General features: G+C 71.3%; 18 protein-coding genes. 11 read left to right on the top strand and 7 right to left on the bottom strand.

Annotated features, from left to right (window positions below):
• Positions 1-1617, top strand: a complete 1617-nt coding sequence (gene metG, locus IE316_RS05730; RefSeq protein ID WP_190203018.1) for a methionine--tRNA ligase — start codon at positions 1-3, stop codon at positions 1615-1617.
• Positions 1618-1722: 105 nt separating this feature from the next.
• The gene (locus IE316_RS05735) at positions 1723-2088 is read left to right on the top strand and encodes a PH domain-containing protein (protein WP_190203019.1); all 366 of its coding nucleotides are present in this window, start codon (positions 1723-1725) and stop codon (positions 2086-2088) included.
• Here IE316_RS05735 and IE316_RS05740 read toward each other — a convergent pair.
• Both IE316_RS05740 and IE316_RS05745 read right to left on the bottom strand, forming a co-directional pair.
• Entirely contained in the window at positions 2078-2287 is a 210-nt protein-coding gene (locus IE316_RS05740; protein WP_190203020.1) for a DUF397 domain-containing protein, read from the bottom strand. The genes IE316_RS05735 and IE316_RS05740 overlap by 11 nt on opposite strands.
• Complete coding sequence (locus IE316_RS05745; protein WP_190203021.1) at positions 2284-3159, bottom strand: helix-turn-helix domain-containing protein; 876 nt, start codon at positions 3157-3159, stop codon at positions 2284-2286. The genes IE316_RS05740 and IE316_RS05745 overlap by 4 nt, the downstream gene beginning before the upstream one ends.
• A 136-nt stretch (positions 3160-3295) precedes the next feature.
• Between IE316_RS05745 and IE316_RS05750 the strand changes: the two genes are divergently transcribed.
• The 3 genes from IE316_RS05750 to IE316_RS05760 all read left to right on the top strand — a co-directional run bounded on the left by IE316_RS05750 (position 3296) and on the right by IE316_RS05760 (position 4466).
• Positions 3296-3802 (top strand): ATP-binding protein, encoded by a 507-nt coding sequence (locus tag IE316_RS05750; RefSeq protein WP_190203022.1) that lies wholly within the window; start codon positions 3296-3298, stop codon positions 3800-3802.
• A gap of 62 nt (positions 3803-3864) precedes the next feature.
• Positions 3865-4212, top strand: coding sequence for a hypothetical protein (locus tag IE316_RS05755; protein ID WP_190203023.1), 348 nt, complete (start codon positions 3865-3867; stop codon positions 4210-4212).
• Entirely contained in the window at positions 4209-4466 is a 258-nt protein-coding gene (locus IE316_RS05760) for a hypothetical protein (protein ID WP_190203024.1), read from the top strand. The genes IE316_RS05755 and IE316_RS05760 overlap by 4 nt, the downstream gene beginning before the upstream one ends.
• 84 nt (positions 4467-4550) lie before the next feature.
• Here the strand turns inward: IE316_RS05760 and aspS are convergent, their stop codons facing one another.
• Positions 4551-6314 carry an aspartate--tRNA ligase gene (gene aspS / locus IE316_RS05765; protein ID WP_190203025.1) on the bottom strand — a complete coding sequence of 588 codons (1764 nt, stop codon included), beginning with the start codon at positions 6312-6314 and terminating at the stop codon, positions 4551-4553.
• Positions 6315-6518: 204 nt separating this feature from the next.
• Here aspS and IE316_RS05770 point away from each other — a divergent pair, with 204 nt between their 5' ends.
• Entirely contained in the window at positions 6519-8666 is a 2148-nt protein-coding gene (locus IE316_RS05770; protein ID WP_190203026.1) for a SpoIIE family protein phosphatase, read from the top strand.
• On the opposite strand, the gene IE316_RS05775 is transcribed toward IE316_RS05770, so the two are convergent.
• From IE316_RS05775 to IE316_RS05785, 3 genes are all read right to left on the bottom strand, one after another.
• On the bottom strand, positions 8624-9682 hold the full coding sequence (locus IE316_RS05775; RefSeq protein WP_190203027.1) for an AI-2E family transporter: 1059 nt from the start codon (positions 9680-9682) through the stop codon (positions 8624-8626). The genes IE316_RS05770 and IE316_RS05775 overlap by 43 nt on opposite strands.
• Positions 9683-9747: 65 nt before the next feature.
• Positions 9748-10509 carry a pirin family protein gene (locus IE316_RS05780; RefSeq protein ID WP_229910231.1) on the bottom strand — a complete coding sequence of 254 codons (762 nt, stop codon included), beginning with the start codon at positions 10507-10509 and terminating at the stop codon, positions 9748-9750.
• A 74-nt stretch (positions 10510-10583) separates the two neighbouring features.
• Positions 10584-11048 (bottom strand): SseB family protein, encoded by a 465-nt coding sequence (locus tag IE316_RS05785; protein ID WP_190203028.1) that lies wholly within the window; start codon positions 11046-11048, stop codon positions 10584-10586.
• Between the two features lie 150 nt (positions 11049-11198).
• Here IE316_RS05785 and IE316_RS05790 point away from each other — a divergent pair, with 150 nt between their 5' ends.
• From IE316_RS05790 to IE316_RS05800, 3 genes are all read left to right on the top strand, one after another.
• On the top strand, positions 11199-13025 hold the full coding sequence (locus IE316_RS05790; protein WP_190203029.1) for an acyl-CoA dehydrogenase: 1827 nt from the start codon (positions 11199-11201) through the stop codon (positions 13023-13025).
• Between the two features lie 411 nt (positions 13026-13436).
• Complete coding sequence (locus IE316_RS05795) at positions 13437-14738, top strand: M18 family aminopeptidase (protein WP_190203030.1); 1302 nt, start codon at positions 13437-13439, stop codon at positions 14736-14738.
• Positions 14739-14863: 125 nt separating this feature from the next.
• Entirely contained in the window at positions 14864-15112 is a 249-nt protein-coding gene (locus tag IE316_RS05800; RefSeq protein ID WP_190203031.1) for a DUF6458 family protein, read from the top strand.
• Between the two features lie 12 nt (positions 15113-15124).
• Here IE316_RS05800 and IE316_RS05805 read toward each other — a convergent pair whose 3' ends face one another.
• Complete coding sequence (locus IE316_RS05805; protein ID WP_190203032.1) at positions 15125-16954, bottom strand: NHL domain-containing thioredoxin family protein; 1830 nt, start codon at positions 16952-16954, stop codon at positions 15125-15127.
• 223 nt (positions 16955-17177) lie between these two features.
• On the opposite strand from IE316_RS05805, the gene IE316_RS05810 reads away from it, so the two are divergent.
• Positions 17178-18002: a helix-turn-helix domain-containing protein gene (locus tag IE316_RS05810; protein ID WP_373311081.1), complete on the top strand. Its 825-nt coding sequence runs from the start codon at positions 17178-17180 to the stop codon at positions 18000-18002.
• Positions 17999-18499: an LURP-one-related/scramblase family protein gene (locus tag IE316_RS05815; RefSeq protein WP_190203034.1), complete on the top strand. Its 501-nt coding sequence runs from the start codon at positions 17999-18001 to the stop codon at positions 18497-18499. The genes IE316_RS05810 and IE316_RS05815 overlap by 4 nt, the downstream gene beginning before the upstream one ends.
• The last annotated feature ends 14 nt before the right edge of the window (positions 18500-18513 follow it).

The raw sequence follows: 18513 nt of genomic DNA on the forward strand, positions 1-18513 counted from the left end.
ATGGCGGCCACTGGATCAGAGAAGCAGGGTGGCAAGGCGTTCTACGTCACCACCCCCATCTACTACGTAAACGACGCTCCTCACCTGGGCCACGCCTATACGACCGTCGCAGGGGACGTGCTCACCCGCTGGCACCGTCAGCGCGGCGAGAAGGTGTGGTACCTCACCGGCACGGACGAGCACGGTCAGAAGATCATGCGCACCGCGGAGGCGAACGGCGTCAGCCCGCAGCAGTGGGCGGACAAGCTCGTCGACGAGGCATGGAAGCCCCTCTGGGACCACCTCGACATCGCGAACGACGATTTCATCCGGACCACGCAGAAGCGGCACACCGACCGCGTCCAGGAATTCGTGCAGGACCTGTACGACAAGGGCGAGATCTACAAGGGCGGCTACGAGGGCCCGTACTGCGTGGGCTGCGAGGAGTACAAGCTCCCCGGCGAGCTGCTCGACGGCGAGGGCGAGTACGCGGGCCAGAAGCTGTGCCCGATCCACAAGAAGCCGGTGGAGATCCTCAGCGAGGAGAACTACTTCTTCAAGCTGAGCGCGTACGGCGAGAAGCTCCTCGCCCACTACGAGGCCAACCCGGGCTTCATCCAGCCCGAGTCCGCGCGCAACGAGGTCGTGAACTTCGTCCGCCAGGGCCTCCAGGACCTCTCCATCTCCCGCTCGACCTTCGACTGGGGCATCCCGATCCCCTGGGACGAGAAGCACGTCATCTACGTGTGGGTCGACGCGCTGCTGAACTACGCCACGGCGGTCGGCTACAACGAGAACCAGGCGAAGTTCGAGGAGACCTTCCCCGCCGACGTGCACCTGGTCGGCAAGGACATCCTCCGCTTCCACGCGGTGATCTGGCCCGCGATGCTGATGGCGCAGGGCCTCCCGCTGCCCGGCAAGGTCGCCGCCAACGGCTGGCTGATGGTCGGCGGCGAGAAGATGTCGAAGTCCAACCTGACCGGCATCAAGCCGCAGGACCTCACCTCGCACTTCGGCGTGGACGCCTACCGCTGGTACTTCCTGCGGGCGATCGCCTTCGGCCAGGACGGCTCGTTCTCCTGGGAGGACTTCTCCGCCCGCTACACCAGCGAGCTGGCCAACGACTACGGCAACCTGGCCTCCCGCGTCGCCGCGATGGTCGGCAAGTACTTCGGCGGCGAGCTGCCGGAAGCCACGGCCGACGGCGAGGCGGAGCGGGCGATCCACGACGGCCTGGCGAAGGCGGTCGCGGAGGCGGACCGCCGCATCGGCGAGGAGCTGGACTTCCAGGGCGGCATCCTGGCCGTCCTCGACTTCGTCAAGCAGGTCAACGGCTACATCACCGAGCAGGAGCCCTGGAAGGTCGCCAAGGACGACTCGCCCGAGGGCAAGGCCCGGCTGGCGACCATCCTCTACACGGCCGCCGAGTCGCTGCGTGCCGTCGCCGTCCTGCTGAACCCGGTGATGCCGGAGACCTCGCAGAAGCTGTGGGACTCCCTCGGCGCCGAGGCGTCGCTGGGCGCCCTCGCCGAGCAGCGGGTCCAGGACGCGGCCGACTGGGGCCGCCTCCCGGCCGGCTCGACGGTCACCAAGGGCGCGGTCCTCTTCCCGCGTCTTGAGGAGAAGCCGACCGCGTAACGCGCTTGCCACAAGCGAGGGGCCGGGGAGGTCACGATCTTCTCCCCGGCCCCTCGCTCTGCGACGATCCCCCCAGACGCCCACATGCTCCCGGGGGGATCACCCATGGCACTGTTCGGCAACGCGCACAGCATCGACCCGCTCCAGGCCCAGCAGGAGTACGCCCGGCTGCTCGGCCGGGACGAGCGGGTCTACGCGGCCTACCTGCTGATCCGCGACACCATCCTGCTCACCGACCGCCGCCTGATCCTGATCGACAAGCAGGGCCTGACCGGCAAGAAGACGGAGTACCACTCCGTGCCGTACCGCAGCATCAGCCACTTCTCGGTGGAGACGGCCGGCCACTTCGACCTCGACGCCGAACTGAAGATCTGGCTCTCCGGCAACCCCACCCCGATCGAGAAGACCTTCACCAAGGGCGTCGACATCTACGAGGTCCAGGCCATCCTCACCCAGTTCGTCACCGGCTGAACCCACCAACGAACCCCACCCACGCCTCCGGCGCGACCGCGAGGCGGGGACCGGCGTCCCGGTACTTGGAGTCCCGGACGTGAACAGTGCCGGGAGCGTGGGCGACTTCAACGCAGGAGTTACCGTCATTGCCGCCGCTGTAACTGCTCTTGAACCACGCCAACTCGGAGGTGTCCCCAGCAGTGGCCTTGCGGATCATGTTTCTCCCAGCAGTTGCTCGATGAGGGTCAGCGACTCCCGGGGCGAGAGCGCCTGAGCCCGGATGGTGCCATACCGCAGTTCGAGGATGCGCAGGTGCTTGGGGTCGTGGACCGGCCGACCGTTGAACGCACCGTCTGAGCGACCCACCGCCGTACCGTCCGCGAACTTCAGCAGCTCGATACGCCCGTCCAGCCCGGAGTGAGTGTCACAGTTCATCGGCATCACTTGCAGTACGACGTTGTGCAACCGGCCCACTTGAAGCAGGCGTTCGAGCTGCTGACGCCACACCATTCTGCCCCCGATGGGGCGCCGCACCACGCCCTCTTCCAGGACGAAACTGAGCGCGGGTGCCGGGTCGCGTGCGAATACCGACTGCCGTGCCACACGAGCCGTGACCATGCGTTCCACGTCATCCGGCGAGTACGGCGGCTGCGCCGCCCCGATGACGGATCGAGCATGCTCTTGCGTCTGCAACAACCCGGCGATGATGTTGCACTCGTACAGCGCGATCTCGACAGCCGTGGCCTCCATCTTGGCCAATGCCCGCACCTTCTTCGGGTACCGGACCTTGGCCACATCCTCCTTCATCGCCGCGATCAGCCCATCCGCCCCCAGCACTTCGTCCGCCCTGTCCAGGAACTCAGGTCGGGGGATCCGCTTGCCGCCCTCGATCTTGTAGACGAGGGCCTCGCCGTACCCCACGGCCTTGCCGAACTCGCCGGCGCGCATCCCCACCGCTTCCCGCCGCAGCTTCAACTGCCGCCCCACCGTGGCGATCACCGCGACGCCCCACTCGTCGTCCGGATCCACCTCCCACCCCGGCTCGTCAGCCTCGGTCCTCAGGTGCCGAACCTCACCGTCCACCGACATGCGCGCCCCTCCGTCGTACCGCTCCGTACGCACCGCCCCCGACAAGCCGGACACCGCTGGACAACCAGCGGACAGTCACCGTACGCAACGGGGCGATCCCTTCACACCGTACGCACGCCCAGCCACGCTGAGTGACGTGAATGAGCAATTCCCCCCACCCGGCAGCCCGATCCACGAGTACAGCGTGCTGCTGTCACCGACACCGCGGGGCGCCCGCCTCGCCCGGCTGCTGGCCACGGAGCAACTGCGCACCTGGGGTCTCCCGTCGGACCCGGCGGCGCTGATCGTGGCGGAGCTGGCGAACAACGCGGCGACGCACGGCCGCGTGCCGGGTCGGTGCTACCGGCTGCTGCTCCACGTCATCGGCGGCACGCTCCGCGTCGAGGTCACGGACACTCGCGGTGACCGGCTCCCGCGCCTCCGCCCCCCGCAGCCGACGCAGAAAGGCGGCCGGGGCATGACCTTGGTGGACGCCCTGGCCGACCGCTGGGGAGTGATCCCGGGCCCGCCACCCTGCAAAACGGTGTGGGCGGAACTCACCGTCCCGCCCCGACAACCCGGCCACCCAGGACCCGGTCCGACCTGCGCCCCGGCTCCCGGCCGCTGCCGCGACTGCCGTACCGAGCCCGGCGAGACCGCATGAAGACATGGACGCCCGCCCCGGCGGCGCCGGATACCCTGGCAGGGGTACTCCTGGAGGACACCATGAGCACACTGCCTGAGCACGGACGCGAGCTGATCCCCCGCCCCGAGCAGACGCCCGAGGCCCTGCGCACGGCGCTCGCCGCCGTGGCTCCGGGCCGCCTCGCGGAGATGCAGGCCACGAAGGACGAGGCGTTCGCCAAGGCGGTCGAGTGGCAGTCCCTGAGCCCCGTGCAGAGCTGGGTTCTCCGCTGGGCCCGGGACATCGAGATCGCCCGCCGCCCCGACCTGTCCGCCCGCTTCGAGCACGCGCGGGGCAGGCTGGAGGACGACGACCCCGCCACTGCCGAAGAGGCACTCCGGGAGCTGACCGCCGTGCTGGACGAAGCGATGAAGGCAGTGCGCGGTTGAGCTGGAAGTGGGAGTACGCCTTCGGCGCGGAGGAAGCAGCCCGCAGGGCTCCCGCCGACTTCCTCGCCCAGGTGGAACGGAAGGCGGACGAGCTGGTCAGAGCCGCTGAGGCACTCCACCTCCACGGCCGGGCCCACCAAGGCATCGATCCGGAGGGTGCCGACGTCATCGTGCCGGGCGGCATGTTCAGATACCAGATCGTCGTACGCAGCGAGCGGGTCTACGTCGTACAGCTCACCTACCTGGGTTTTTGAGCAGCCGACCGCCCCGAGCTCTCCCCAGCCGCGCGAAAGCGCCCGGGCCCCCAAGGACCCGGGCGCTTCACTAAGCCGCTCTCCCTACTTCGGCTGCGGCTTGCGCACCGAAAGGTGCAGCTCCCTCAGCCGGGACTCGTCCAGTTCCGTCGGCGCGCCCATCATCAGGTCCTGGGCGTTGCCGTTGAGCGGGAAGGCGATGGTCTCGCGGATGTTGGGCTCGTCGGCCAGCAGCATGACGATGCGGTCGACGCCGGGGGCGATGCCGCCGTGCGGCGGGGCGCCGAAGCGGAACGCGCGCAGCATGCCGGCGAACTCCCGCTCGACGGTCTCCGCGTCGTAGCCGGCGATCTCGAACGCCTTGAGCATGATGTCGGGCTCGTGGTTCCGGATCGCGCCGGAGGACAGCTCGACGCCGTTGCAGACGATGTCGTACTGCCAGGCGAGGATGTCCAGCGGGTCCTGGCTCTCCAGGGCCTCCAGGCCGCCCTGCGGCATCGAGAACGGGTTGTGCGAGAAGTCGATCTTGCCGGTCTCCTCGTCCTTCTCGTACATCGGGAAGTCGACGATCCAGCAGAACCGGAAGACGTTCTCCTCGAAGTGCCGGGCGCGCTTGGCGGCCTCGACCCGCACCGCGCCCATGATCTTGGAGACCTCGTCGAACTCGCCCGCGCCGAAGAACACCGCGTGGCCGGCGGCCAGACCGAGCCGCTTGGTCAGCTCGGCGACGTTCTCCTCGGTGAGGAACTTGGCGATCGGGCCGGTCAGCGAGCCGTCCTCGCCGACCCGGACCCAGGCCAGGCCCTTGGCGCCCTGGGAGACGGCGTAGTCGCCGAGCTGGTCGAAGAACTTGCGGGGCTGGCCGGAGACGTCCGGCACCGGCAGCGCGCGCACGTGCCGGCCGGCGAACGCCTTGAACTCCGAGCCCGCGAAGACATCGGTGATGTCCACCAGCTCCAGCTTGGCGCGCAGGTCCGGCTTGTCGGAGCCGTACTTCAGCATCGCCTCGCGGAACGGGATCCGCGGGAACGGGGAGGTGACCTCGCGGCCGCCGCCGAACTCGGTGAACAGCTCGGTCATCAGCTTCTCGATCGGCTGGAAGACGTCCTCCTGCTCGACGAAGCTCATCTCGACGTCGAGCTGGTAGAACTCGCCCGGCGAGCGGTCGGCGCGGGCGTCCTCGTCCCGGAAGCAGGGCGCGATCTGGAAGTACCGGTCGAAGCCGGAGATCATCAGGAGCTGCTTGAACTGCTGCGGGGCCTGCGGCAGCGCGTAGAACCGGCCCGCGTGCAGCCGGGAGGGGACGACGAAGTCACGCGCGCCCTCGGGGGAGGTCGCGGTGAGGATCGGCGTCGCCATCTCGTTGAAGCCGAGCGCGACCATCTTGCTGCGGATCGCCGAGATGACCTGGGTGCGCAGCATGATGTTGCGGTGCATCCGCTCGCGGCGCAGGTCCAGGAAGCGGTACTCCAGGCGCCGCTCCTCGTTCACCCCGTCCTCGGCGTTGATGGTGAACGGCAGCGGCTGGGCGGCGCCCAGCAGCTCCACCTCGCTCACCTCGACCTCGACCTCGCCGGTGGGCAGGTCGGGGTTGACGTTCTCGGCGCCACGGGAGACGACCTTGCCGTCGACCCGGACCGTCGACTCCTTGGACAGCTTGTCCAGCGCCTCGTACGCCTCCGTACCCGGACGGGCGACGAGCTGGGTGATGCCGTAGTGATCGCGCAGATCGATGAAGAGGATGCCGCCCAGGTCGCGCCGATTGTGCAGCCAGCCACTCAGCCGGACGTCGGTGCCGACGTCAGAGGCGCGGAGCTCGCCGCAGGTGTGGGACCTGTACCGATGCATCGTCGTTCATCCAGTCTTCGCGGATCGGGGGCGGTGTCTCACGGTGGGTGTTTCACGTGAAACAACCCCAGCGTACCGGGCACCCGCGTCCGGCTTCCTCCCCATTGGCTCCCCGTCGGCTCACCGTCGGTCCACCGTTGACTCCCCGCCGGCGCCGCCGGTGACCGGTGGCAGTCCCCGATCACCTCTTCTTACAGTGGGGCAATGCGCACTGGTGAGCCCCTGCCCGCCGTGGGGGACGTCCTGGCCGCCCTCGCGACCGGTCTGTGGCACTGGAACACGGCCACCGGACTGGTCACGGTCGACGCCGAGGCGGCACGGCTGCTCGGGCTGCCCGCCCGGCGGGCGAGCCTCACCGAGGCCCAGGTCCGGGCCCGGCTGCACCCGGTCGACTGGAACGAGATCACCGGCGTGATCCGCCTCGCCTCCGCCGAGGGCACCCTCGCCGAGGTACGCGTCCGGATCATGGACCCCGAGACCGAGGGCCGGGTGATCCGCGTGGTGCGCAGCCGCTCCAAGCCCTCCTTCGACGCGGCCCGCAAGAGCTACGAGCTGATCGGCACCCTCCAGGAGGTCACCGAACCGGCCCCGGGCACCCCGGCCGGGCGCAGCGCGGTCACCGGCGACTGGCGTCGCTCGCGGGAGGCGTTCCTGCTGGACGCGGGCCGGGCGCTGGCCGAGGCCCGGTCGACGGAGGAGGTGCTCCGGGTCGCGGCCGGACTGTCGATGCCGGGGTTCTCCCCGGACGGCCTGGCGGTGTTCGGGGTGAGCGGCGACCGGTTGACGATCATCGGTCACCACGGGCAGCAGCAGGGCACCGAGCACCCGTTCATGGACATGTCCCTGGACACCGACTACCCGGCCGCCGAGGTGATCCGCACCGGCCGCGCCGTCTACCTCTCCTCCCCGGAGGAGTACCGCTCCCGCTACCCGCTCGCCTGGCCGCTGGCCGAGCGCTTCCACCGGCACTCCTGGGCCTATCTCCCGCTGACCGTGGCGGGCCGCACGATGGGTGCCTGGCTGGCCGCCTTCGCCTACCCGGTCGCGTTCACCCCGGACGAGCGCTCGGTGCTGACCACGGTGGCCCGGATGCTGGCGCAGGCCCTGTCCCGGGCGGGCGCCGCCGAGACCCAGCGGGAGCTGACCGACGGGCTCCAGCGCTCGATGCTGCCCATGCTGGGCCCCGAGATCCCCGGCGTCAGCCTCGCCGCCCGCTATGTCCCCACCGGCGGCGGGCTCCAGGTCGGCGGCGACTGGTACGACATGATCCCGCTGCCCCGGGGCCGCTTCGCGCTGGTCATCGGCGACGTCCAGGGGCACGACGTACGGGCGGCCGGGCTGATGGGCCAGTTGCGCATCGCCCTGCGCGCCTACGCCTCCGAGGGCCACCGCCCCGACGCGGTGCTCTCCCGCGCCTCCCGCTTCCTCTCCGGGCTCGCCCACTCCGACCAGGACCCGGGCGACCTGCGCTTCGCGACCTGCCTGTACGTGGAGGTCGACCCCGCCACCGGGACGGCGGAATGCGCGCGGGCCGGGCATCTGGACCCGGCGGTGCGCTTGGCGGACGGGACGGTGCTGTTCCGGGACACGGCGGGCGGGTTGCCGCTGGGTATCGACCCGGACTGCGACTACCCGATCACCCGGCTCACCCTGGAGCCCGGCGAGACGCTGCTGATGTGCACGGACGGCCTGGTGGAGACCGGCGGGCACGACCTGGACTCGGGCTGGCGGCGGCTGCGCCGGGTGCTGGAGGAGCACGACGGCGGCATGGAGGAGCTGGCCGACGCGCTGGTCCGGGCGGTGCACGGGCCCTCCTCGCACCACGACACGGGGCCGCTCGCCGACCGGCGGGAGGACGACATCGCCCTGGTGCTGCTCTGCCGGGAGGGGCCCGGCAGTACGTGCGGCGAGGGCGGCGCCGCCCCGCTGCCGCCGGTGCGCCGCACCGCGCTGTCGGTGGCGCAGGCCGAGCCCGAGCGGATCGCCATCGCCCGCCGGCATCTGCGGGAGCTGCTGCACGACTGGGCCAGCGAGGACCAGAAGGAGTCGGCGGTCCTGCTGCTCTCCGAGATGCTGACCAACGTGCTGGTGCACACCGACGCCGACGCCCTGCTGGTCGCCGAGGTCACCGGTGCCCCGGGCGAGCGGCGGATCCGGGTCGAGGTCAGCGACACCGGCGACGACCTGCCGCACCGGCGCCGGCCGGGCGAGATGGCGTCCTCCGGGCGCGGTCTGATGCTGATCGAGCTGCTCGCGGACGAGTGGGGGGTCGCCCCGCGCGGCGAGGGCAAGAGCATCTGGTTCGACCTCTACGAGTCCCCGGCGGAAGCACCGGCGCCCGTGTCGGCGTAGCGCCCCTGGAGTTCGTGGACGATCCCGAACGCGGCGGCGGTGAGCGGCACGGCGAGCAGCATGCCGAGGATGCCGGCGACCGAGGCGCCCGCGGTGAGCGCCAGCAGCACCACCGCCGGGTGCATCTGCACGGTCCGGCTCTGGATCATCGGCTGGAGCACATGGCCCTCCAGCAGTTGGACGGCGACCACCACGCCGAGCGCCCACAGCGCGATGACGAACCCCCGGTCGGCGAGCGCCACCAGCACGGCCACCGCCCCGGAGATGAAGGCGCCGAGGTAGGGGATGTAGGCGCCGACGAAGACCAGCGCGCCCAGCCCGAGGGCGCCGGGCACCCGCAGGATCAGCAGTCCGACGGTGATGCACACGGCGTCGATGAGGGCGATGATCGTGGTGCCCCGCATGAAGCCCTCGACGGCCCCGAAGGCCCGCCGGGCCATCGCCTCGGCCATGTCGCCGCCGCTGTGCGGGACGAGCGCGCGGACGGTGGCGACGGCGCGGTCGGAGTCGCGCAGGAAGAAGAAGACCAGCAGCAGGGCGAGTACGGCCATGGCGGCGGTCTCGCCGACCACGCTGACCCCGCTGATCACCCCGGAGGCGGCGGTCCCGCCGAACTTGCCGAGCAGTTCGCGGGCGTTGGAGGCCATGTCGTCCAGGGAGGTGCCGGCCGCGCCGAAGTGGTCGGCGAGGTCCTGCGCGGAGGTGCGCAGGGAGGCGACGATCTGGTCGCCGCTGTCGACGAGCGCGGCGACCACGATGTAGACCGCGCCGCCGACCACCGCGACCACGGCGACGCAGGTCAGCCCGGCCGCCAGCGACCGCTGCACATGGGCCGCGAGCAGCCGCCGGTACAGCGGGCGCAGCAGGGCGGTGCCGAGCAGCGCCAGCAGTGCGGGGATCACCGCGGTGCGCAGTTCCCCGCAGAGCCGGATGCCGACGTAGACCACGCCGGCGGCGAGCAGGACGACGGCGCACCAGGCGGCGAACCGCAGGACCGGGACGGGAAGGAGTCGCACCCCGCCAGCCGATCACGTGCCGGGCGGGCCGTCCCGTCGAGGCGGCCCGCCCGGGTGACGCGCTGTCAGTCCTGCGGTCCGGCGGCCGACATGCCGTGCACCGCCGGGACCGAGCCGAGCCGGCCCTTCTGGAAGTCCTCGAACGCCTGCTGGAGTTCGTCACGGGTGTTCATGACGAACGGCCCGTAGTGGACCATGGGCTCCCGGATCGGCCGGCCGCCGAGCAGGACGACCTCCAGGTCGGGGGTGTGGGAGTCCTGCTTCTCGTCCGCGCGGACGGTCAGCGAGGAACCGGCGCCGAAGACGGCGGTCTGCCCCAGCCGGATCGGGCGCCGCTCGGCACCGACGCTGCCGCGCCCGGCCATCACGTACGCCAGGCCGTTGAACTCCTCCCGCCAGGGCAGGGTGATCTCGGCGCCGGGCGCGAGGGTGGCGTGGACCATGGTGATCGGCGTGTGGGTGATGCCCGGTCCCTCGTGGCCGTCCAGCTCACCGGCGATGACCCGCAGCAGCGCGCCGCCGTCGGGGGAGGTGAGCAGTTGCACGCTGCCGCTGCGGATGTCCTGGTAGCGGGGGGCCATCATCTTGTCCTTGGCCGGCAGGTTCACCCAGAGCTGGAGCCCGTGGAACAGGCCGCCGGACATGACCAGGGACTCCGGCGGCGCCTCGATGTGCAGCAGGCCGGAGCCGGCCGTCATCCACTGGGTGTCGCCGTTGGTGATGGTGCCGCCGCCGCCGTGGCTGTCCTGGTGGTCGAAGACGCCGTCGATCCTCCTAGGGCGGCGTACGACCCACTTTAGTTGAGCGTTGAACTTCTTGCTACCCAGAACCACGTGAGCCCGGAGGGCATTCCCCCCGGGCTCGGCTCCGCTCCACGACCGCTCGGCCGCCTCGGCACGTCTCAGCCGTACATGCGGCGCATCGCGAAATCGACCATTTGTTCGACGGCGGTGGCGTCGAAGACCATCCGGTGCTCACCCTCCATGTCGAGGACGAAGCCGTACCCCGTCGGCAGCAGATCGAGCACCTCGGCGCCGGTGATCACGAAGTACTTGGACTCCTTGCCCGCGTACCGGCGCAGCTCCTTGAGCGTGGTGAACATAGGGATCACCGGCTGCTGGGTGTTGTGCAGGGCGAGGAACCCGGGGTTGTCGCCGCGCGGGCAGTAGACCTTGGAGGTCGCGAAGATCTGCTGGAAGTCCTCGGCGGCCATCTGCCCGGTGGTGAACGCGCGCACCGCGTCCGCGAGCGAGGGCGGTGACGGCTCCGGGTACAGCGGCGGCTGCTGCCCGTATCCGCCGGACATCGGCTGCTGGGGCGGGGCGTACTGCTGCTGCGGTCCCGCGGTCTGGTCGTAGCCGTACATGCCGCAAAGACTAGCGAGTGAAGAGTCACAGATGGAGCGGTCGGGGTTGCGGCTTATTACCGACGGGTAGCATCATCGTAGCTACTTGCTGGTACGTGACACAGGTGCGAGGAGTCAGTGCCTCGCCGATCTCTCAACGGAGCCGTCGCCATGGGGCACTACAAGCCGAATCTCCGGGACATCGAGTTCAACCTCTTCGAGGTGCTCGGCCGCGACAAGCTGTACGGCACCGGCCCGTTCGCGGAGATGGACGTCGACACCGCCCGGAGCATCCTCGAGGAGATGACCCGCCTGGCCGAGAACGACCTGGCGGAGTCCTTCGCGGACGCCGACCGCAACCCGCCGGTCTTCGACCCCGAGACGAACACCGCGCCGGTCCCGGCCTCCTTCAAGAAGAGCTACCAGGCGTTCATGGACTCCGAGTACTGGCGGCTCGGCCTGCCCGAGGAGATCGGCGGCACCACCTCGCCCCGCTCCCTGATCTGGGCCTACGCGGAGCTGATCCTGGGCGCCAACCCGGCCGTGTGGATGTACTCCTCCGGCCCGGCCTTCGCGGGCATCCTCTTCGACGAGGGCAACGACGTACAGAAGCACATCGCGAAGATCGCCGTGGAGAAGCAGTGGGGCTCCACCATGGTCCTCACCGAGCCGGACGCCGGCTCGGACGTGGGCGCCGGCCGCACCAAGGCCGTGCAGCAGGAGGACGGCTCCTGGCACATCGAGGGCGTGAAGCGCTTCATCACCTCCGGTGAGCACGACATGTCGGAGAACATCCTCCACTACGTGCTGGCCCGCCCGGAGGGCGCCGGCCCCGGCACCAAGGGGCTCTCCCTCTTCCTCGTCCCCAAGTACCTCTTCGACTTCGAGACCGGCGAGCTGGGCGAGCGCAACGGCGTCTACGCCACCAACGTCGAGCACAAGATGGGCCTGAAGGTCTCCAACACCTGCGAGATGACCTTCGGCGACCGCCACCCCGCCAAGGGCTGGCTGATCGGCGACAAGCACGACGGCATCCGCCAGATGTTCCGCATCATCGAGTTCGCCCGCATGATGGTCGGCACGAAGGCGATCTCCACCCTGTCGACGGGTTACCTCAACGCGCTGGAGTACGCCAAGGAGCGCGTCCAGGGCCCCGACCTGGCCAACTTCATGGACAAGACCGCGCCCAAGGTCACCATCACCCACCACCCCGACGTGCGCCGCTCGCTGATGACGCAGAAGGCGTACGCCGAGGGCATGCGCGCCCTGGTGATGTACACCGCCGCCGTCCAGGACGACATCCAGGTCAAGGAGGCCAACGGCGAGGACGCCTCCGCCGAGCACGCCCTCAACGACCTGCTGCTGCCCATCGTCAAGGGCTACGGCTCGGAGAAGGCGTACGAGCAGCTCGCCCAGTCCCTTCAGACCTTCGGCGGTTCCGGCTTCCTCCAGGAGTACCCGGTCGAGCAGTACATCCGGGACTCCAAGATCGACACCCTGTACGAGGGCACCACGGCCATCCAGGGCCAGGACTTCTTCTTCCGCAAGATCGTCCGCAACCAGGGCGCCGCGCTGAACTCGCTCGCCGAGGACATCAAGAAGTTCCTCGCCCTGGGCACCGGCGGCCAGGACCTGGCCCCCGCCCGCGAGCACCTGGCCAAGGCCGCCGTCGAGCTGGAGGCCATCGTCGGCCACATGCTCACCGACCTGGCCGCCACCGAGCAGGACGTCAAGAACATCTACAAGGTCGGGCTCAACACCACCCGCCTGCTGCTCGCCTCCGGTGACGTGATCGTCGGCTACCTGCTGCTCAAGGGCGCCGCGGTGGCCGCCGAGAAGCTGCCGACGGCCTCCGCGAAGGACCAGGCGTTCTACACCGGCAAGATCGCCGCGGCGAAGTTCTTCGCCGCCAACGTCCTGCCCGGCGTCACCCTGGCCCGCAAGGTCGCCCAGGGCGTCGAGCTGGACCTGATGGAGCTGGACGAGGCGGCGTTCTAGGTCTGCGGTCGACGGACGCCTGGGACAGCGGGCCGCGGGCCTTCTGTCGTAGGCGTCCGCGTCTTGGGCCGTCCGTCCTGGGCGTCCGCGTCCTGGGCCGTCCGTCACGGGCGTCGGCGTCTTGGGCCGTCCGCCCTGGGCGTCCGCGTCCTGGGCCGTCCGTCACGGGCGTCCGTGTCCTGGGCCGTCCGTCCTGGACGTCCGCGTCTTGGGCCGTCCGCCCTGGGCGCCCGTGTCCTGGGCCGTCCGCCCTGGGCGTCCGCGTCCTGGGCCGTCCGTCCTGGGCGTCCGCAGGGCGGACCGGCCGGTGCGGGCGCCGCGCCGGCCGTCCGCCCTGCCCGGGTGGCGGTGCCGCGGACCTTCACCGAACCCCGACCCGCCACCGAGGCGGGGCGCCTTATGGTGGCTGGCATGAGCAGCAGCCCCTCCCGCTTCGACCGCGGGCACACCGACGACCTGATGTCCTTCCTGGCGGCGAGCCCCACGCCGTACCACGCCGTGGCGAACGCCGCCGCCCGCCTGGAGAAGGCCGGATTCCGGCAGGTCGCGGAGACGGACGCCTGGGACGGCGGCACCGGCGGCAAGTACGTGCTGCGCGGCGGCGCGATCATCGCCTGGTACGTCCCCGAGGGCGCCGCGCCGCACACCCCGTACCGGATCGTCGGGGCGCACACCGACTCCCCCAACCTGCGGGTCAAGCCCCGCCCGGACAGCGGGGCGCACGGCTGGCGCCAGGTCGCCGTGGAGCTGTACGGCGGCCCGCTGCTCAACTCCTGGCTCGACCGCGACCTCGGCCTGGCCGGCCGGCTCACCCTGCGCGACGGCTCCACCCGGCTGGTCGACGTGGACCGCCCCCTGCTGCGCGTCCCCCAGCTCGCCATCCACCTGGACCGGAACGTCACCGGGGACGGCCTCAAGCTCGACAAGCAGCGCCACCTCCAGCCCGTCTGGGGCCTCGCCGAGACCGTCCGCGACGGCGACCTGATCGCCTTCCTGGAGGAGGAGGCCGGCCTGGACGCCGGTTCGGTGGCCGGCTGGGACCTGATGACCCACTCCGTGGAACCGCCGGCCTACCTCGGCCGGGACCGGGAGCTGGTCGCCGGTCCCCGGATGGACAACCTGCTCTCCGTGCACGCCGGGGTGGCCGCGCTGGCCGCCGTCGCCACCGCCGGGGACCCGCTGCCGTACGTCCCCGTGCTCGCCGCCTTCGACCACGAGGAGACCGGCTCCCAGTCGGACACCGGCGCGGACGGCCCGCTGCTCGGCACCGTGCTGGAACGCTCGGTGTTCGCCCGCGGCGGCGGCTACGAGGACCGGGCCCGCTCCTTCGCCGACACCGTCTGCCTCTCCTCCGACACCGGCCACGCGGTGCACCCCAACTACGCCGAGCGGCACGACCCGACGCACCACCCGCGCCTGAACGGCGGCCCGTTGCTGAAGGTCAACGTCAACAACCGGTACGCCACGGACGGTTCGGGCCGCGCGGTGTTCGCCGCCGCCTGCGAGAAGGCGGGCGTGCCCTTCCAGTCGTTCGTCTCCAACAACTCCATGCCGTGCGGTACGACGATCGGCCCGATCACCGCCGCCCGGCACGGCATCGCCACGGTGGACATCGGCGCGGCCATCCTGTCGATGCACAGCGCCCGCGAACTGTGCGGCGCCGACGACCCGTACCTGCTGGCCAACGCGCTGGTGGCGTTCCTCCAGGGCTGAGCCGAGGGCGGTCGGCGCGGCCGGAAGTGCCCGGCGCCGCATGGGTGTTGGCACCCGGGGTACCCGAACGGAGCCGGATCGACCGGAACGACCGGACAGACCGGACCGACAGGGAGGCGACACTCATGGGCCTCGGCGGATGCATCATCCTCATCGCCGTGGGAGCCATCCTCACGTTCGCGACCGACTGGGACATGCAGGGGGTCAACCTCGACCTGGTCGGCGTCATCTTCATGATCGTCGGCCTGATCGGCGTCGCGACCTTCAGCAGCATCGCCCGCCGCCGGCGCGTGATGGTGCCGCCGACGACCCCGGTCGTCGACGAGACGGCTCCCCACCACCGCGACGGCTACGGCAACGGCTACGGCGTCTGACCCCGGCGCGGGTCAGGCGTCCAGCCCGGCCAGCACCAGCGGCAGCCGGTCCGGCGCGCCCTCGGCCAGCCGGACGGGCACGCCCCAGTCCTGCTGGTGCACATGGCACGCCGGATACTCGTTGGCCGGGTCGTCGTCGCAGGACGCGGCCATCGCGGAGACGTGCAGGACGCCCTCCGGCACGGCGGGGTCGAGTTCGAGGGCGCGGGACAGCTCGGTCCCCGCGCCCTCGCCGCGCAGCAGCAGCTCGGGCGGCGTGGCCGACACCAGCAGCCGGGTCGACGGGCCGTACCGCGTGTCCAGCTTCTGACCGGCGGGCGGCTGGAAGACCACCTCCAGCCTCAGCGTGCCGGGGGCCACGTCGGTCGCCGCGCGCTGGGTGCGGTGGGCGACGCCCGCCACCCGGACCGCCTCCTCGGGCAGCCGCAGCCGGGTCAGCCGGTGCCGGGCCGACTCCACCACCACGATGTCCTCGCCGACCAGCACGGCGTCGCTGGGCTCGCGCAGGTCCGTGGCGAGCGTGGTCACCTCGCCGCTCGCCGGGTCGTAGCGGCGCAGCGCGTGGTTGTACGTGTCGCTGACCGCGACCGAGCCGTCCGGCAGCGCGGTGACGCCCAGCGGGTGCTGGAGCAGCGCCTGCCCCGCGTCGCCGTCCCGGTGCCCGAAGTCGAACAGCCCGGTGCCCACGGCCGTGTGCACGCTTCCGTCCGGCTCGACCCAGCGCAGCGCGGAGGTCTCGGAGTCGGCGAGCCAGAGCCGCTCGGGCGTCGCCGCGAGCCCCGACGGCTGCGCGAACCACGCCTCGCCGCCCGGCCCGTCCACCAGCCCCTCGTTGGTCGTCCCGGCGGTGACGGCGACCGTGCCGTCGGCCGGGTCGTACGCCCACAACTGGTGGACGCCGGCCATGGCGATCCACACCCGGCCCTCCCACCAGGCCACGTCCCACGGCGAGGAGAGGCTGACCTCACGGGCCGGGCCCGCCGTGGCGTCGCCCTGCATCCACTGCCGGCCGGTGCCGGCCAGGGTCGTCACCTCGCCGGTGCCGGGGTCGAGCCGGCGCAGCGCGTGATTGACGGTGTCGGCGACCACCACCGAGCCGTCCGGCAGCAGGGCCAGCCCTTGCGGCTCGTTGAACGCCGCCGCCTCGGCGGAGCCGTCCGCGAACCCGCGCGCCCCCGACCCGATGCGCCGCAGCACGCTCTCCCCGTCCGCGGCCAGCTCCACCACCTGGTGCCGGGTGGTGTCACTGACCAGGAAGCTCCCGGAGGGCAGCAGCAGCGCCTTGCCGGGGAAGCGCAGCACGGTCGGCTCCGGCTCCGGCGGCACGTACGGCCCGTCGCCGCGGCGCAGTGTGCCCTTCGCCTCGTGCTCCGCCTCCAGCTCCGTCACCAGCCGCTCGATCGCGTGCGCGTGCCCCTCGCCCGCGTGCTGGGCGACCACGTAACCCTCCGGGTCGATGACGACCAGCGTCGGCCACGCCCGCACCGCGTACTGCTTCCAGGTGGCCAGCTCCGGGTCGTCCAGCACCGGGTGCTCCACCCCGTACCGCTCGACCGCGTCGACCACCGCCGCGTGCTCCGCCTCATGCACGAACTTCGGCGAGTGCACCCCGACGATCACCACCGTGTCCCGGTGCTTCTCCTCCAGCTCCCGCAGCTCGTCGAGGACGTGCAGGCAGTTGATGCAGCAGAAGGTCCAGAAGTCGAGCACGACGATGCGTCCGCGCAGGTCGGCGAGGCTGTACTGGGTGCCGCCCGTGTTCAGCCAGCCGCCCTTGCCGATCAGCTCGGGGGCACGGACGCGGGCACGGCGGGCGGTCGGCGCCGGGGAGGAATCGCTCATGGCACAAGGGTGCCACCCGCCACCGACAGTCAGCCGAGCGCGTGTCCCGAGGTGGCGTCCACGTGGTCCGGCACCTCGTCGTGGCGGTCGCCGACTGGACGAGGGCATCAACCCGTTCGAGGTCGGCTGCGCCACCGAGCTGTTCGGGCTGCCCCGGCCGGAGCTGGGACGGGCGGTGCCCTGGTACGAGGTGACGGTGTGCGGGCCGCGGCCCGGGATCCGGATGAACCACGGCTTCCTCACCCTCGCCGGCCTGCCCGGTCTGGACGCCGTGGACACCGCGGACACCCTCGTCGTTCCCGGCCGGCCGGACAACGTCGTCCCGCGCGGGCCGGACGTCCTGGACGCCATCCGGCGCGCACACGCGCGTGGCGCCCGGATCGTCAGCCTGTGCACCGGCAGCTTCGCGCTCGCCGAGGCCGGGCTGCTGGACAGGCGGCGGGCCGCGACCCACTGGATGTGGGCCGACGCCTTCCGGCAACTGCACCCGCGTGTGCTGCTGGAACCGGACGTCCTGTTCGTGGACGAGGGCGACGTGCTCACCGCGGCGGGCAGCGCGGCGGCGCTGGACCTCGGGCTGCACATCTGGCGCCGGGACCACGGCGCCGAGGTCGCCAACGCCGTCTCCCGGCGGCTGGTCTTCGCCGCCCACCGGGACGGCGGCCAGCGGCAGTTCGTGGAGCGGCCGGTACCGGACGTGCCGGACGAGTCGCTGGCCCCGCTGCTGGCGTGGGCGCGGGAGCACCTCGGCGAGCCCATGACGGTGACGGACCTGGCGGCCCGCGCGGCGGTGTCCCCGGCCACCCTGCACCGGCGGTTCCGGGCGCAACTGGGGACGACGCCGCTCGCCTGGCTGACGGCCGAGCGCGTCACCCTCGCGCGGCGTCTGATCGAACGCGGTGAGCAGCGGCTCGACGTGGTGGCCACCCGCAGCGGCCTGGGCACCGCGGCCAATCTGCGGGCGCGGCTGCGGCGTGAGACGGGGCTCAGCCCCTCGGCCTACCGCCGGCGTTTCGGCCGGGGTGCCGGGGAAGCGATCACCGCATGAGATTCCTCGTGTACGACCGGCTCCTCGGGTTCGGCGACGACTACTGGATCGAGGACGACCAGGGCGCCAAGGTGTTCCTCGTCGACGGCAAGGCGCTGCGGCTGCGGGACACCTGGGAGCTGAAGGACACCCAGGGGCGGGTCCTGATCGGCATCCACCAGAAGATGTTCGCGCTGCGCGACACCATGGTGATCGAGCGGGCCGGCGAGCCCCTGGCCACCGTCCGGCGCAAGCGGCTCTCCCTGCTGCGCAACCACTACCGGGTCGACCTCGCCGACGGCAACGAGCTGGACATCAGCGGCAAGATCCTCGACCGGGAGTTCGCCATCGAGTTCGACGGCGAGCTGCTGGCCGTGGTCTCCCGGCGGTGGCTGACCGTCCGGGACACCTACGGCCTGGACGTCGTACGGGACGACGCGGACCCGGCGCTGCTGCTGGCGCTGACGGTGTGCGTGATCCACCTGGCGGAGAAGGAGCGGGAGGGGGAGGAGGAGTAGGAGGGGTAGGGGTA

The organism is Streptomyces fumanus (assembly GCF_014655295.1).
In the GTDB taxonomy this organism is placed as follows: Bacteria; Actinomycetota; Actinomycetes; order Streptomycetales; family Streptomycetaceae; genus Streptomyces; species Streptomyces fumanus.